General features: G+C 63.3%; 16 protein-coding genes and 1 pseudogene. 11 read left to right on the top strand and 6 right to left on the bottom strand.

Annotation, left to right across the window (positions count from 1 at the left end; genetic code table 11):
- Positions 1-17 precede the first annotated feature (17 nt).
- Together ACXAEH_RS15680 and tdh are read left to right on the top strand one after the other, a co-directional pair.
- Positions 18-1,203 (top strand): annotated as a pseudogene (locus ACXAEH_RS15680) (glycine C-acetyltransferase).
- Positions 1,204-1,220: 17 nt separating this feature from the next.
- The gene (tdh, locus tag ACXAEH_RS15675; RefSeq protein ID WP_475035599.1) at positions 1,221-2,249 is read left to right on the top strand and encodes an L-threonine 3-dehydrogenase; all 1,029 of its coding nucleotides are present in this window, start codon (positions 1,221-1,223) and stop codon (positions 2,247-2,249) included.
- Positions 2,250-2,326: 77 nt separating this feature from the next.
- On the opposite strand, the gene ACXAEH_RS15670 is transcribed toward tdh, so the two are convergent.
- Positions 2,327-3,055, bottom strand: a complete 729-nt coding sequence (locus ACXAEH_RS15670) for a metallophosphoesterase family protein (protein WP_475034068.1) — start codon at positions 3,053-3,055, stop codon at positions 2,327-2,329.
- Positions 3,056-3,213: 158 nt separating this feature from the next.
- Here ACXAEH_RS15670 and ACXAEH_RS15665 point away from each other — a divergent pair, with 158 nt between their 5' ends.
- The gene (locus tag ACXAEH_RS15665; RefSeq protein ID WP_475034067.1) at positions 3,214-3,693 is read left to right on the top strand and encodes a hypothetical protein; all 480 of its coding nucleotides are present in this window, start codon (positions 3,214-3,216) and stop codon (positions 3,691-3,693) included.
- On the opposite strand, the gene serA is transcribed toward ACXAEH_RS15665, so the two are convergent.
- Positions 3,665-5,260 carry a phosphoglycerate dehydrogenase gene (gene serA, locus ACXAEH_RS15660; RefSeq protein WP_475034065.1) on the bottom strand — a complete coding sequence of 532 codons (1,596 nt, stop codon included), beginning with the start codon at positions 5,258-5,260 and terminating at the stop codon, positions 3,665-3,667. The genes ACXAEH_RS15665 and serA overlap by 29 nt on opposite strands.
- Before the next feature lie 63 nt (positions 5,261-5,323).
- Positions 5,324-6,505, bottom strand: a complete 1,182-nt coding sequence (locus tag ACXAEH_RS15655) for a phosphoserine transaminase (protein WP_475034064.1) — start codon at positions 6,503-6,505, stop codon at positions 5,324-5,326.
- 279 nt (positions 6,506-6,784) lie between these two features.
- On the opposite strand from ACXAEH_RS15655, the gene serB reads away from it, so the two are divergent.
- The 4 genes from serB (at position 6,785) to ACXAEH_RS15635 (ending at position 9,015) form a co-directional block, all read left to right on the top strand.
- Positions 6,785-7,660, top strand: coding sequence for a phosphoserine phosphatase SerB (gene serB / locus ACXAEH_RS15650; RefSeq protein WP_475034063.1), 876 nt, complete (start codon positions 6,785-6,787; stop codon positions 7,658-7,660).
- A gap of 245 nt (positions 7,661-7,905) precedes the next feature.
- A complete protein-coding gene (locus ACXAEH_RS15645) occupies positions 7,906-8,226 on the top strand; it encodes an ArsR/SmtB family transcription factor (protein WP_475034061.1) in 321 nt (106 codons plus the stop codon).
- Positions 8,223-8,660 (top strand): SRPBCC family protein, encoded by a 438-nt coding sequence (locus ACXAEH_RS15640; protein ID WP_475034059.1) that lies wholly within the window; start codon positions 8,223-8,225, stop codon positions 8,658-8,660. The genes ACXAEH_RS15645 and ACXAEH_RS15640 overlap by 4 nt, the downstream gene beginning before the upstream one ends.
- A gap of 34 nt (positions 8,661-8,694) precedes the next feature.
- A complete protein-coding gene (locus ACXAEH_RS15635) occupies positions 8,695-9,015 on the top strand; it encodes a YciI family protein (protein ID WP_475034058.1) in 321 nt (106 codons plus the stop codon).
- A 68-nt stretch (positions 9,016-9,083) separates the two neighbouring features.
- Here ACXAEH_RS15635 and ACXAEH_RS15630 read toward each other — a convergent pair whose 3' ends face one another.
- A complete protein-coding gene (locus ACXAEH_RS15630) occupies positions 9,084-10,082 on the bottom strand; it encodes an asparaginase (RefSeq protein WP_475034056.1) in 999 nt (332 codons plus the stop codon).
- Between the two features lie 191 nt (positions 10,083-10,273).
- Here ACXAEH_RS15630 and ACXAEH_RS15625 point away from each other — a divergent pair, with 191 nt between their 5' ends.
- The 3 genes from ACXAEH_RS15625 to rlmN all read left to right on the top strand — a co-directional run bounded on the left by ACXAEH_RS15625 (position 10,274) and on the right by rlmN (position 12,615).
- The gene (locus tag ACXAEH_RS15625; RefSeq protein ID WP_475034055.1) at positions 10,274-10,804 is read left to right on the top strand and encodes an invasion associated locus B family protein; all 531 of its coding nucleotides are present in this window, start codon (positions 10,274-10,276) and stop codon (positions 10,802-10,804) included.
- A gap of 97 nt (positions 10,805-10,901) precedes the next feature.
- The gene (locus ACXAEH_RS15620; protein ID WP_475034053.1) at positions 10,902-11,297 is read left to right on the top strand and encodes a lysozyme inhibitor LprI family protein; all 396 of its coding nucleotides are present in this window, start codon (positions 10,902-10,904) and stop codon (positions 11,295-11,297) included.
- A gap of 130 nt (positions 11,298-11,427) precedes the next feature.
- On the top strand, positions 11,428-12,615 hold the full coding sequence (rlmN, locus tag ACXAEH_RS15615) for a dual-specificity RNA methyltransferase RlmN (RefSeq protein ID WP_475034051.1): 1,188 nt from the start codon (positions 11,428-11,430) through the stop codon (positions 12,613-12,615).
- Between the two features lie 44 nt (positions 12,616-12,659).
- Here rlmN and ACXAEH_RS15610 read toward each other — a convergent pair whose 3' ends face one another.
- The gene (locus ACXAEH_RS15610) at positions 12,660-13,805 is read right to left on the bottom strand and encodes a M10 family metallopeptidase (RefSeq protein ID WP_475034049.1); all 1,146 of its coding nucleotides are present in this window, start codon (positions 13,803-13,805) and stop codon (positions 12,660-12,662) included.
- 385 nt (positions 13,806-14,190) lie between these two features.
- On the opposite strand from ACXAEH_RS15610, the gene ACXAEH_RS15605 reads away from it, so the two are divergent.
- The gene (locus tag ACXAEH_RS15605) at positions 14,191-14,400 is read left to right on the top strand and encodes a hypothetical protein (protein ID WP_475034047.1); all 210 of its coding nucleotides are present in this window, start codon (positions 14,191-14,193) and stop codon (positions 14,398-14,400) included.
- Positions 14,401-14,424: 24 nt separating this feature from the next.
- On the opposite strand, the gene ACXAEH_RS15600 is transcribed toward ACXAEH_RS15605, so the two are convergent.
- On the bottom strand, positions 14,425-15,273 hold the full coding sequence (locus ACXAEH_RS15600) for an LOG family protein (RefSeq protein ID WP_475034046.1): 849 nt from the start codon (positions 15,271-15,273) through the stop codon (positions 14,425-14,427).
- Positions 15,274-15,285 lie beyond the last annotated feature (12 nt).

The following is a 15,285-nucleotide window of genomic DNA, read 5'->3' as shown; positions in this document are numbered from 1 at the left end:
ACCAAGGGAGTTTGCGCATGTCCACTGCTTTTCTGACCGACATCTCCAACACGCTGGCCCGGATCGAGGCTGAGGGGCTGTACAAGCGCGAGCGAATGATCACCTCCCCGCAGGGGGGCGGGATCACCGTCGGGGACCGGCAGGTGATCAACCTCTGCGCCAACAACTATCTGGGTCTGGCCGACCACCCGGCGCTGATCCAGGCGGCCAAGGACGCGATGGAGCCGAAGGGCTTCGGCATGGCGTCGGTGCGGTTCATCTGCGGCACCCAGGACATTCACCGGGAGCTGGAGCAAAGGCTGGCCAAGTTCCTGGGCAAGGATGACGCGATCCTGTTTGCGGCCTGTTTCGACGCCAACGGCGGGCTGTTTGAGCCGCTGCTGGGGCCGGAGGATGCGATCATCTCGGACAGCCTGAACCATGCGTCGATCATCGACGGGGTGCGGCTGTGCAAGGCCAAGCGCTACCGCTATCTGAACAGCGACATGAACGACCTGGAGGCCTGGCTGAAGCAGGCCCGCGAGGACGGCGCGCGGCATATTATGATTGCCACCGACGGCGTCTTCTCGATGGACGGCTATCTGGCGAAGCTGCCGGAGATCCGGGCCCTGGCGGACAAATACGACGCGGTGGTGATGGTGGATGACTGCCACGCCACCGGCTTCATGGGGGCGACGGGGGCCTGGCACGCCGGAGCATTTCGGGGTGGACGTGGATATCGTCACCGGGACTTTGGGCAAAGCACTTGGGGGGGCCATCGGCGGTTACATCGCCGGGCCGCAGCCAGTGATCGACCTGCTGCGGCAGCGGGCGCGGCCCTATTTGTTCTCCAATTCGCTGCCGCCATCCATTGTTGCTGCCGGGCTGGAAGCGATCCGGCTGGTGGAGGAAGGGGACGGGCTGCGATTGCGGCTGTTCGAGAATGCGAAATACTGGCGCGCGGGACTGGAAGGGCTGGGCTTTGACCTCTTGCCCGGTGAGCATCCGATCATCCCGGTGATGCTGGGCGAGGCGCAGCTGGCGCAGGATATGGCGGCACGGCTGTTTGACGAGGGCGTCTATGTCTCCGGCTTCTTCTTCCCCGTCGTGCCGCGCGGCCAGGCGCGGATCCGCACCCAGATGAATGCGGCGCTGACGCAGGAGGAGCTGGACCGCGCGCTGGCGGCATTCGGCAAGGTTGGCAAGGAACTGGGAGTGATCTGATGGGCCGTCCGAACACAATGAAGGCGCTGGAGAAAAGCCATCCTGAGGAAGGCCTGTGGATGGTGCAGGCGCCGGTGCCGGAGATCGGCCCCGACGAGGTGCTGATCAAGGTCAGGAAGACCGGTATCTGCGGCACCGACATCCATATCTGGAACTGGGACGAATGGGCATCGCACACCGTGCCGGTGCCGATGATCACCGGCCATGAGTTTGCCGGCGAGATCGTCGAGATCGGCCGCAATGTGGAGGATCTGCAGGTCGGCCAGCGCTGCTCCGGCGAGGGGCATCTGATCAAGACCGACTCGCGTCAGAGCCGGGCCGGCAAGTTCCACCTGGACCCGGGCACCCGCGGCATCGGGGTGAATGAACAAGGCGCCTTTGCGCAGTATCTGAAACTGCCGGCCTTCAACGTTGTGCCGCTGCCGGATGACGTGCCGGATGAGATTGGCGCGATCCTGGATCCCTTGGGCAATGCGGTGCATACCGCCTTGAGCTTTGACCTCCTGGGCGAGGACGTGCTGATCACCGGCGCAGGCCCGATTGGTATCATGGCGGCGGCGGTGGCGAAACATGCCGGCGCGCGGCATGTGGTGATTACGGACATCAACCCGGACCGGCTGGCGCTGGCGGAACATGTGGTGCCAGCGGTGCGCGCGGTGAACGTGGCGCAGGAAGAGCTGCAGGACGTGGTGCACGAGTTGGGCCTGAAACAGGGGTTTGACGTCGGGCTGGAGATGTCCGGCAATCAGGCGGCGCTGGACCAGATGGTCGAGGCACTGGTGATGGGCGGCAAGATCGCGCTATTGGGCATTCCGCCGGGCAAATCGCCGGTGGATTGGAGCCGCATCGTGTTCAAGGCGATCACCATCAAGGGCGTCTACGGGCGCGAGATGTTCGAGACCTGGTACAAGATGATAGCGATGCTGCAGAACGGGCTGGATGTGAGCCGGGTGATCACCCATCGGTTCTGCGTTGATGAGTTCGCCGAAGGCTTTGCGGCGATGAAATCAGGCTCCAGCGGCAAGGTGGTGCTGGACTGGGCGTGACGGCGGGTTGAGGGGGCTTTGCCCCCTCGCACCTTTCGGCGCTCACCCCCAGGATATTTTCAGCCAGATGAAAGGGATCAGGGACGGAGCGGCTGGCGGCCGGTGTCCGTCAGCAGCCAGCAATCGCGGCCTTCGAAAACGGCTGTTGAGAGCGGGCGGCCGTAGCCGGCACCGCTGTCGAGGTTGATCCGGTTGATGCAGTGTTCTGCCCGTTTGGCCGGGGTGTGGCCATGCACCACCAGCCAGGGGTGGGCGCGTTCGTCCTTGAGGAACTCCTGACGGATCCAGATCAGGTCGTCCTCGCTTTGCGCCTCAAGCGGCAGGCCGGGGCGGATGCCTGCGTGCACAAACAGCAGTTCCCCCTCCTGATGGTACGGCTTGAGGCCGTTTAGGAAGTCCAGATGCGCCTGCGGCACCGCGGCGCGGGCGCGGGCGTGAATCTGGTAGATGCGGCCGCCCTCTGCAACCTCGACGCCGTAGGATTGCAGGGTCTCGATGCCGCCCAACCGCTCATGCAGCCAGTGGTAGCCGACCAGCAGCTGGGAATCGTTGCGCGGGTAGTCCTCGAGGAACATCGAGAACATCCGGTCATGGTTGCCCTTGAGGCAGATCCAGTTGCGCCCCGCGGCCTGGCCCTGCATCAGCCGGTCGATCACGCCGCGGCTCTCGGGGCCGCGATCGGTGTAGTCGCCGAGAAAGACGATGCGGGCGTCCTCGCCGCCGTCGGCTTCGATCCGCTGCAGCGCGTCTTCCAGCATGGTGCGCTGGCCGTGGATATCTCCGATGGCATAAAGGGGGGCGGTCATGGTGCGGCTCCTGTGTGCAGGCTTGGCGGCAGTGATGGCGCATTGCGACGGCGGGCTCAACCCCCCGGGGTGCTGCCGGAATGGGGGCTGGCCAAATGGAGTGTCTGCACCACCTTTAGCCGGGAGACTATTGCCAGGGACAATGCCGGGAGGGAACAATGACGGGAATTGCACGATGGTTCATGCTGGCCGCTGTGGCCTCGGCACTTGGCGGCATGGTTTGGGGCATCCAGATGTCGGCGAGCCAGGATCACCTTCTGTCGCCGGCGCATGGGCATTTGAACCTGCTGGGCTGGGTCAGCTGCGCGATCTATGCACTGTACTACCACCTGCTGCCCGAGGCGGCGGAGGGAGCCTTGCCGCGCTGGCATCTGGGCAGCGCATTGCTGGCCCTGGCGCTGCTGGTGCCGGGCATCCCGCTGGCCATCCAGGAGCGGACTGACGCGCTGGCGCAGGCCGGATCGGCGGCGGCGCTGCTGTCGATGCTGATCTTTGCAGCGGTGGTTCTGCGCAGCCGTCCGGAAAAGGCGGTGTTCACGCCTGCGCTGAAACTGAGAGGCCGCCCCCGCACAGGAATGCAGGAGCGGTCTGCGGCAGTGTTCAGGTCGCTCAGACGACGTCGAACTCCAGCGGCTTGATCTGGTTGAACAGACCGGTTTCGGCCAGCTGGGCCCGGGCCTCTGCCGGCACCCGCTCATCCACATAGAGGAGCGCGATGGCTTCGCCGCCGGCTTCGGACCGGCCCAGGGTGAAGTTGGCGATGTTGACGCCGCTGTCGCCCAGGGTGTGGCCCAGGGTGCCGATGATGCCGGGCACGTCCTCGTTGGTGGTGTAGAGCATATGGGCGCCGACATCGGCCTCGATGTTGATGCCCTTGATCTGGATGAACCGCGGCTTGCTGTCCGAGAACACGGTGCCGGCCACCGAACGCTCGCGCTTGGAAGTGACGGCGGTCACCTTGATGTAGCCGTCGAAGGAGCCGGACTTGTCCTGGTTGGTGGTGGAGATCTGGATGCCGCGCTCCTTGGCGACCACCGGGGCGGAGACCATGTTCACCTCGGGGTTGGAGCGTTTCATGATGCCCGCGATCACCGCGCAGTTCAGCGCATCCAGGTTCATACCTGCGGCTACCCCGTCGTATAGGATGTTGATCGCCTTGATCGGCTCATCGGTCATCTGGCCCACAAAGCTGCCCAGATGGTCGGCCAGCTTGATCCAGGGGCCCATGACCTTGGCTTCCTCGGCCGTGACGCTGGGCATGTTGAGCGCGTTTTCCACCGCGCCGGTCAAGAGGTAGTTGGACATCTGTTCCGCCACCTGCAGGGCGACGTTTTCCTGTGCTTCGGTGGTGGCGGCGCCCAGGTGCGGGGTGCAGACCACGTTCGGCAGGCCAAACAGGGCGTTTTCCTTGGCCGGTTCAACCGAGAACACGTCGAAGGCGGCGCCTGCCACATGGCCGGAGGTGAGGAGTTCCGCCAATGCGGCCTCGTCCACCAGGCCGCCGCGGGCGCAGTTGATGATGCGTACGCCCTTCTTGGTCTTTTCCAGGTTCTCCTTGGACAGGATGTTGCGGGTCTGGTCGGTCAGCGGCACATGCAGGGTGATGAAATCGGCCCGCGCCAAGAGCTCGTCCAGTTCCACCTTTTCGACACCCATCTTGTCGGCCTTCTCGGTGCTGAGATAGGGGTCGTAGGCCGCCACTTTCATCTTGAGGCCGCGGGCGCGGTCGCAGACGATGCCGCCGATGTTGCCGGCGCCGATCACGCCCAGGGTCTTGCCGGTGAGCTCAACCCCCATGAACTTGGATTTCTCCCACTTGCCGGCATGGGTCGAAGCCGAGGCCTCGGGCAGCTGGCGGGCAACCGCGAACATCATGGCGATGGCATGTTCGGCGGTGGTGATCATGTTGCCGAAAGGCGTGTTCATCACGATCACGCCGCGTTTGGAGGCGGCTTCCTTGTCGACGTTGTCGGTGCCGATGCCGGCCCGGCCGACGACCTTGAGGTTGTCCGCCTTCTCGAGGATCTTTTCGGTCACCTTGGTGGCGGAGCGGATGGCGAGGCCGTCATACTGGCCGATGATCTCGGCCAGCTTGTCCTTGTCCTTGCCCACGTCGGGCAGGAAATCGACATCAATGCCGCGATCGCGGAAGATCTGGACGGCGGCCTCGGAGAGTTTGTCGGAGATGAGAACTTTGGGAGCCATGGGTTTGGTCCTTAGAATGTCTGTGCTGGGACGGCGGGCGCTGCCGCCCGCCTTTAAGGTTGCTCAGGCCGCTTCGGTCTGCGCGGCGATCTCGGCCTCAAAGGCCCATTTGATCCAGGGCATCAGCGCGGCCACGTCGGCGGCCTCCACCGTGCCGCCGCACCAGATGCGCAGACCGGCGGGCGCGTCGCGGTAGGCGCCGATGTCATAGGCCACGCCTTCCCCCTCCAGCCGTTTGGCAACGGCCTTGGCAAAGGCGGCACCGTCCAGGATGCGCGGGTCGGTGAATTTGAGGCAGACAGAGGTGTTGGAGCGGTTCTCCGGCTGTTCTGCCAGGAAGGCGATCCACGGGTTGTCCTGCACAAAGCTTTGCACCGCAGCGAGGTTGGCGTAGGCGCGTTCGCGCAGGCCTTCCAGCCCGCCGATGGAGCGGGCCCAATCAAGCGCCAGCAAGTAATCCTCCACCGCCAGCATCGAGGGCGTGTTGATGGTGGCGCCCTGGAAGATGCCGTCGATCAGCTTGCCGCCTTTGGTCAGGCGGAAGATTTTGGGCAGCGGCCAGGCCGGGGTGTAGCTTTCCAGCCGCTCCACCGCGCGGGGGCTCAGGATCAGCATACCGTGCGCCGCCTCGCCGCCCAGCACCTTCTGCCAGGAGAAGGTGGTCACATCCAGCTTGTCCCAGGGCAAGCGCTGCGCGAATGCGGCGGAGGTGGCATCGCAGATGGTCAGCCCTTCGCGGTCTGCCGGGATCCAGTTGCCGTTGGGCACCCGCACTCCGGAAGTGGTGCCATTCCAGGTGAAGACAACGTCATTGGAGAAATCGACGGTGCCGAGATCGACGATCTGGCCGTAATCGGCAGTCTTGACGGTGGCGTCCAGCTTGAGCTGTTTCACCACGTCGGTGACCCAGCCGGAGCCGAAGCTTTCCCAGGCCAGCATCTCGACCCCGCGGGCGCCGAGGAGGTTCCACATCGCCATTTCCACCGCGCCGGTGTCGGAGGCGGGCACGATGCCGATTTTGTAATCTGCCGGAATGCCCAGGATCTCGCGGGTGCCTTCGATTGCGGCCTTCAGGCGCTCCTTGCCCACGGCAGCCCGGTGCGAGCGGCCCAGCGGCGCATCCGCCAGTTTGGCAACATCAAAGACAGGAGGTTTGGCGCAAGGCCCCGAGGAAAAACGCGGATTGGCCGGCCGCGTGTTAGGTTCGCGCACGGAAGCGTGCGACGCCGGTTGTTCAATAGCCATAAATGCTACCCTTCCAGATAAGCGCCCCTCGTTGGGGAGGGGTGTCCCGCCTTCAGAGCTAGGCCGCTGCAGCGCGGCATGCAACCGGAAACTTGGAAAAATACGGCCAATGGAACGCTTTTTGCGACACGTTTTTCCACCATCGGAAACAGCCGGTTCAAAATGAGGGCAAGCTTTATGCCTTATAATGACCGATGTTTTTGACGGTTTCCCGCAGGCTGGCCGATCCGGAGACGGACCGCTATGACAAAGGGAATCCAATTGGAACGGAGCCCGCCGATGTTTGCTGCCACCCTGCTTTGCAACCCTGCCCAACCGGTGCTGGAGCCTGCGCTGATCGAATCGCTGCGCAATGCCTGGGGCGGCGGCGAGGCGGAATGGCTGGCCCTCGGCGTGGCGGCCGAGTTCCGTCTGGAACAGATGCCGGACAACCGCTGGGACGTCTGGGCCGAGCTGCAAGGTATGGGGGTGGACCTGGTTATCCAGCCCGCTGAGGGACGGAAGAAGAAAATGCTGCTGGCCGATATGGACTCCACCATGATCCAGCAGGAATGCATTGATGAGCTGGCCGAGGAAGCAGGCGTTGGCGCCCGGGTCAAGGAGATCACCGCCCGGGCGATGAACGGTGAATTGGACTTCGAAGGCGCGCTGACCGAACGGGTCGGGCTGCTGAAAGGCCTGCCGGAGACGGTGATTGCCAAGGTGCTGGCCGAGCGCATCACCTTGATGCCCGGCGGCAAACAGCTGCTGGCGACGATGAAGGCGGAGGGCGCTTATGCGGCGCTGGTCTCGGGCGGGTTCACGGCGTTCACCGCGCAGGTGGCGGCGGAGCTGGGCTTTGACGAGAACCGCGCAAATACATTGCTGGTTGAGGAGGGCAGGCTGACAGGTGCGGCCGGCCGCCCGATCCTGGGCCGCGAGGCCAAGGTCGAGGCACTGGAGCAGATCAGCGCCCGGCTGGGGATCAGCGCGGCGGATGTGATGGCCGTGGGCGACGGCGCCAATGATCTGGGCATGCTGAAGCGTGCGGGCGCCGGGGTTGCCCTGCACGCCAAGCCCTCGGTTGCGGCGGAATGCGATATCCGCATCAACCACGGCGACCTGACCGCGCTGCTTTATATCCAGGGATATGCCCAGGACGGCTTCAAAGGCTGAACCTAAATCAGGAAGCAGGATCAGCACGCCCTCCCGCGCCCGCAGGTGCGGCTGCTGGCGCAGCCACCCCTTGGCGGCCTTGGGCCAGGCTCAGCGCCATCGGCGCTGAGCCTGGCCCAACGGGAGGCGGCCTGTTCGCAGAACAGGCCGGCGACGGGCGGGAGCGCCTCTGCGGCCTGAGACTGTGTCATGTTTCCCGGAACTTTTTCCTTTTCATAATTAACAAACGCGTTAATAATTAAACCATGACCCCGCTTTTGAAATCTTTTGCCGCCCTGTCGGATGAAACCCGCATGTCGATTGTCGACCAGCTGATCTCTGAAGGAGAACTGCCCGCAGGCAATCTGGCCCCAGCGGCTGGCATTTCGGCGCCGGCAATTTCGCGCCATCTGAAGGTGCTGCGCGAGGCCGGGCTGGTCAGCCAGCGGGCCGATGGCACCAAGCGGCTCTATTCCGCCCGGCCGGAGGGGCTGCGGGTGATTGCCGAGTGGACTCAATCCCGCCGCGCTTTCTGGGAGGGCAGCCTGGACCGGCTTGAGGCCGCCATGATGGAGGATGAAGCATGAGCGGCCTGCAGCTGCAGAGGATGTTTCCGGTCAGCCCCGGGAGCCTGTTTGCTTGGGTGACGACCCCGGAAAAACTGCTGAAATGGTGGGGCCCGGAGGGCGTGCACATCCCGGAGTATGATCTGGATTTCAGCCGCACCGGCCCCTGGTATTCCATTATGCAGAACAGCGACGGGCAGCGGTTTCATGTTTCCGGCCAGGTGACCCATGTGGATGCGCCGAAATCGGTCGGCTTCACCTGGGCCTGGCACGGCGAGGACGGCCGCCGCGGCGCCGAAAGCCATGTGACCTTTACCATTGCCGCCGCCGGAGACGGAGCGGTGCTGCTGATCGACCACCGCGACCTGGGCGATGATGAGATCGCCGCCAGCCATGAGCGGGGCTGGACCTCCACCCTGCGCAAGCTGGAAGCGCTGCTCAGTCAAGCGGCCTGAACCACCATCCGCTAGCAACCAAGGGAGAAGACCAATGCCACAGTTCATTTTTGCGTACCACGGCGGCAAAACCCCGGAGAGCGAGGAGGAAGGCGCCAGGGTCATGGAAGCCTGGAAAAACTGGATGGGGTCGATGGGCGAGGCCCTGAAAATCCCCGGCGCGCCGGTGGGCATGTCCAAGACCGTCAGCAGCGGCGGCGTGGCGGATGACGGCGGTGCCAACCCGATCTCGGGCTACACGGTGGTCGAGGCCGCGGACCAGGATGCCGCCTGTGAAATGGCCAAAGGCTGCCCGATGGTGGTGGACGGCAGCGGCTCTGTCGAAGTGGCCGAAATCATCGAGATGGATATGTAACGCCAATGCCCCGGTCCGGGACCGGGGCATTTTGCTTCAGACTTCTGAACAACCGTTCGGCTGCGTCTTTAAAACAGCAGCTCCGCTGCGGGGCGGATCGAACCGCACTCCAGCCCGCGGCGGCTGTAGAGCATCTTGTTCATGTATTTGCGGGTCTCCGGGTGGTCAGCATCCAGCACGCCGAGGCTGACCATGAGCGCCGCAATCGCGCATTCGCTGGCGCGGGTGCTGCCATCGGAGATCTTCAGCGCAACGCCCAGCTTTTGCTCCGGCAGGATGGCGATGAACACCGCCTCGGCGCCGGTCTTGATTGCCACTTTGCCGTCCATTGCGCGCATCAGGTTGGTGCAGCAGCGGGTTTCGCCGGCCACCAGTTCGGGATGCGCCGTCATGGCCGCGACCAGCTGCTGCGCCGCCTCTGACGGGCGGTCGGAGCGGTCTGCGGCACTGGCGAACCAGGCCATCGAACGGGCCAGCCCGGTGACGGTGGTGGCAAAATTCGGGGCCGAGCAGCCGTCGATGCCATAGCCGGGGCTGTCCTGGCCGGTGGTTTCCTCAAATGCCGCAAGGCAGGCCTGCTGCACCGGGTGGCTGACCTCGATGTATTCCGCGCCGCCGCCCAGATACTGGTTCAGGGTCAGAAAGCCCGCGTGTTTACCGGAGCAGTTGTTGTGCACCTGGCAGGGGCTGTTGTCGGTTTTGATCAGCGCGTTGCGGGCCGGGATGTCATCCGGCAGCTGCGGGCCGCAGCGGAAGTCGTCATCGCCAAGCCCCAGCTGATCGAGCCAGGCGTTAACCCGGTCCGTGTGGATATGGGCGCCGTTGTGCGAGGCGCAAGCCAGCGCCAGCTGTTCCGGGTTCAGACCATAGCGCGCGGCGGCGCCGGAGGTGATCAGCGGCAGCGCCTGGATCATCTTGGCGGAGCTGCGCGGATAGATCACCGCATCCGGGTCGCCCCAGCTGCGCACCACCTGGCCGGTGTCGTCACAGATGACGGCGTGGCCCAGGTGCAGGCTCTCCAGGATCGGGCCGCGCCAGACTTCGGCCATGGGCACAGGTTTCGCCATGATGTCTCCCCTCATGTTTCCGTGCGGTTTTTCTGGGCGAAAACCTGCCAAAACGCACTTTCGCCCGTGGTGCTAGTTACGTTAGTGTGCTTGTGTAGCGCAAGCGAGGGGATCGGGACCAGACAGCGGTTGAACGCTGCGGGCCCTTTGCTTGATTTTGAGGTATGAGAACAGTCTTGGAGTCGGGACAAATGGCATTGAAACTCGCCCGCGTGGCTGCGGGCCTGTGTCTGGCAGCATTGGCAACCACTGCAGTTGCGCAGGAGACATCGAACAACCGGGTCGCTGCGAATGTGGACTGGAGCGTCTTTGAAGGCGACAACCCGGCGGAGTGCTGGGGCGTGTCGGCGCCGAAAGAGACCGTGAACACCCGCGACGGCCGGGTGGTGGCAGTGCGCCGCAGCGAGATCCAGCTGTTTGTCACCTTCCGCGACGCAAGCACGCCCAAGGGCGAGATCAGCTTTACCGGCGGTTACCCGTTTGCACCGGGCTCTACCGTGAACATGGCTATCGGCGAGTCACAGTTCGAACTGTTCACCGAAGGCGAATGGGCCTGGCCGGCCACGCCCGCGGATGATGCCAAGATCATCACCGCGATGAAGCGCGGCTCCAATGCGGTGATGACCGCGCGCTCGGCGCGGGGCACCCAGACCAAGGACACGTTCTCGCTGCTGGGCTTTACCGCTGCGGTGGAAGACGCGGAAAAGCGCTGCAGCAAGTAACACCGCTGGCAGCAAACAGATCAAACCCCGGCCCCTGCCGGGGTTTTCTTGTTTGAAAACGCTAAGCCGCGTAGCATGGGGGCAGGAGGTGCTTGCCATGCAGAAACCAGCAATACTCCCACTCACTTGCCTTGCAGTTGCGCTGCTGGCCCCGTCTGCCTTTGCAAATCCGGCGCTGGAATGCGGCGAGGGCAGCCAGGAGGAAATCGGTTCCTGTGTTGCCGATGACGAAGAAGGCGTGGAGGCGGCGCTGTTCAACGCGCTGGAAGCCGCCATGGTGACGGCGGCGGAACGCGACAATGCCAGCGGCGGAACAGCGGTCGAGGCGGCGCTGATGCAGAGCCAGACCGCCTGGGAGGCCTTCCGGGTGGCGCATTGCGCCTTTGCTGGCGCCGCCCATGCGGTGCGCGAGGATGCCGGCATTGCGACGCGGGCCTGCTGGACAACCCTGGGCCGCGCCCGGGTCGAGGAGCTGGTAAGGTTTTCCAACTGAACGCACACCGGGCCGCTGCCCGGGCCGCCCGGATTATGCGCCTGAATTTTGCGCACAAGGATTCCTTTTGATCTTTGCCCGAAATCCTATATAGAGCCGCATCCGCCCACCAGCATCCGAGGCTTTTGCCATGACCGCCAGCGCGCCGATCACCCAGGACGTAATGACCCTGCCCCGCAAGGAGCCCGAGGGGGGCAAGATCAATCTTGTCGGCCTGACCCGCGACCGTATGCGCGAGGTGCTGATCGAACATGGCACACCGGAGAAACAGGCCAAGATGCGCGTGGGTCAGATCTGGCAGTGGATCTACCAGTGGGGCAAACGCGATTTCGCGGATATGACCAACTTGGCCAAGGCCTACCGCGCGCAGCTGGCCGAGACATTTGAAATCCGAATCCCCGAAGTGGTGAGCAAGCAGGTGTCGACCGATGGCACCCGCAAGTACCTGGTGCGGATCAACGGCGGCCATGAGGTTGAGGTGGTCTATATCCCCGAGGATGACCGCGGTACCCTGTGTATTTCCAGCCAAGTGGGCTGCACCCTGACCTGCTCTTTCTGTCATACCGGCACCCAGAAACTGGTGCGCAACCTGACCCCGGCGGAAATTGTCGGCCAGGTGATGATGGCGCGCGACGACCTGGAGGAATGGCCGGTGCCGGGTGCGCCCAAGGATGAAACCCGCCTGCTGTCGAACATCGTGCTGATGGGCATGGGCGAGCCGCTTTACAACTTTGACAATGTGCGCGACGCGATGAAGATCGCGATGGACCCGGAAGGCATCTCACTGTCGCGCCGCCGCATAACCCTGTCGACCTCCGGCGTGGTGCCGGAGATTGCCCGTACGGCTGAGGAAATCGGCTGCCTGCTGGCGATCTCCTTCCATGCCACCACCAACGAGACCCGCGACGTCTTGGTACCGATCAACAAGCGCTGGAATATCGACGAGCTGTTGCAGGCGCTGGCGGATTACCCCAAGGCGTCGAATTCCGAGCGGATCACCTTTGAATATGTGATGCTGGACGGAGTGAACGACACCGACGAGGACGCGCACCGGCTGATCGAGCACATCAAGCGCTACAACATCCCGGCCAAGATCAACCTGATCCCGTTCAACGAATGGCCGGGCAGCCCCTACAAGCGGTCCTCGAACAACCGGATCCGGGCGTTTGCCAATATCGTCTATCAGGCCGGCTATGCCTCGCCGATCCGCAAGACCCGCGGCGATGACATCATGGCGGCCTGCGGCCAGCTGAAATCGGCCACCGAGCGCGCCCGCAAGAGCCGCAAGCAGATCGAGGCCGAAGCCGGAATGAAATAACCCGGCCGGCTGCGGCGGGACTCTGGCTGCGTCTTCGGGTATTTTCAGGTGAACAAGAAGTCGTCCGCATCAAGCTTACCTGTGTAATTGGCCAGCTTGATGTCGTGGTGTCCTTGGTAGCTGATGAAAGTATGGCCACTCTGTTTGGTTATGGTCAGGTCGCTGAACTCTTCCACTGAAGTGTCAAGGAACTCAATCCGGTCATTTCCCTTGCCGAAGTCTTTGATCACTTCGTCTTCCCAGTAGTCGGCTGACACGAAGACAAATACGTCATCCCGCTTGCCGCCGAACAGAACATCGGAACCAGCACCGCCTATCAGGCGGTCACCGCTCATTCCGCCGTATAGCCTGTCGTCGCCCCGTCCACCCCACAGCGTGTCCCGGCCATCGTAGCCTTTGAGCAGATCCCCCTCGTCACTGGCTCCGGAATAGGCATCCCGGCTCGTTCCGCCGATCAGCACATCTCCCTGCTTGCCGCCGAACAGGGTATCCTTGCCGTACCCTCCGAAAATCGTGTCTTGACCCTTGTTGCCAAAGAGTTTGTCATCGCCTTCGCGCCCAAAGACCTTGTCGTCACCGGCGGCGGCAAAGACCTTGGTGTCCCGCTCCACGGCAAGAACTTTTTCAGCGCGGGAGCTGGCTTTGATGACCACTACGGAATCGGAATTCACGTACGCCTTCCAATCAGCGGTCCGCCCTGCGCCGCCGTAAATGTGCTTCAATGCCTGCAGATCCAACGGCCCCAGCTCGCTGACATTGTAGCCGGCGTAGGAATAGGTCATCACCGTGTTTTCCTGGTTATCCAGATGCTCTGCCAGCGTCGGGTTGCCCTCATGCGGGTGTTTCAAACCCAGCGCATGTCCGACCTCGTGCAAGATGGTTTCAAAGCCAAAACTGCCGGGAGAGATTTTGCTGCCCTCAATTGCAACATCCCCCTTACTGGTAGTGAAGCTGCTGGCCCAGGGCAGGTTTGCCCAGCCCGCCGCGCTGCCGCCGCTATAGCCGAACACGTTGATCATGGCGCGGCCGCTGGTTTCCACGAACAGGATTCCGGCGGCGTCTTCATACTGTTCCAGGGCCTGGCGGAACACCGCCCGCTTGGCGCTGCCATAGGACCAATAGCTGGTAGCGCCGTAAGGATCGCTGGCGGGATCGGCCAGCTCTGCGGTCTCAACGAAACTGTAGGTCACCACTGCCGGCGTTCCCGGGCTGCTCAAACTGTTCCAGCGGCCCAAATTATTCGACGTGTAATATAGAAGTGCCGTGTAATCGCTAACCACTGACATAATAACGCTCCGCCACTATGCCCTGCCGGAAATAGCCTGCTAACGAATGCGGCCTGGATGAGACCGCCGCAGGACGGTGCAGGGCCAAGTAAAGATTGGTCCCGCCAGTGTGGCAGCTTTTTGCGCATTCCGCGATCTTTTCCTGCGGATTTTTGCCGGCTGTTCCGGGCCTGCCGCGGGCGAACCGGGGCCCGGCGCCTTATTATTTCCCAATTGCGGCTGAAATTTCGCCCATCCTGGCGGACAGTTTCCAATTCATGGACAGTCAAGATTTCAGAAGGAACCCAAAATGTCCCAGATGGAATACAAGCCCACCCCGGTCGAGCCCGCGGTTCTGGAGCTGATCCGCAGCGAACGTGAAAAAGCGCTGAGCGCGCGTGAATGGAAATTCCGGCTGCGCGGCTATGGATATGCCGTGAAGACGATTGCCGGCACCCAGGTTCTTACCCGCCTGACCACTGGCGCCGAAGTCGGCCAGCTGCCGCCGGAGTTTGCATAACCCCAGCGGCCGCCGCAAGCAGCGTCAGCGTTCGCGGCCCGGCAGGCTGTCGCGCGGCGGCGCCGGCTGCCAATTGCCGATGATCTCCACCGCTTCCTTGGCGGTGTCGACAAAGCGGAACAGGTCCAGATCCTGATCCGAGATGGTGCCGGCATCGGCCAGTGCATCCCAATTGATGATCTTCTCCCAAAACGCCTTGCCGAACAGCAGGAAGGGCACCCGCTCCATGCGCCCGGTCTGGATGAGGGTCAGGCTCTCGAACAGTTCATCCAGGGTGCCGAAGCCGCCCGGGAACACGGTGATCGCCCGCGCCCGCATCAGGAAATGCATCTTGCGGATCGCGAAGTAGTGGAAGTTGAAGCTGAGGTCCGGCGTCACATAGCCGTTGGGCGCCTGTTCATGCGGCAGCACGATCGAGAGACCAATGGAATGGCCGCCCGCATCCTCGGCGCCGCGGTTGCCTGCCTCCATCACGCCGGGGCCTCCGCCGGTCACGATGACATTCTTGCGGCCGCCGCTCTCTTTGGACATTTCGGTCATCAGCCGGGCGAATTCGCGCGCCTCATCATAGAAATGCGACAGGTCCGCCAGCGTTTGGGTGCGCGCCTGATCCTTGTGCTGCGGGTCCGGAATGCGGGCACCGCCGAACATCACGATGGTGCTTTCGATCCCATGCTCGTTCAGCATCAGCTCCGGCTTCAGCAGTTCCAGCTGCAGCCGCACCGGGCGCAGCTCCTCGCGGCACAGAAACTCCTCATCCGCAAAGGCCAGCTGGTAGGCGGGCGCCTGGGTTTGCGGCGTGACAGGCACATGTTCGGCCCGGTCGCGGTCGGAGTGAGCATCGCGGAAACGGCTGTGGCGGTCTTCGGTCATGGAAAATCCCAG

Source organism: Leisingera sp. ABM4_060, assembly GCF_056158765.1.
The sequence above is the reverse complement of the archived record's forward strand: the minus strand, read 5'-3'. Positions and strand labels throughout refer to the sequence as shown.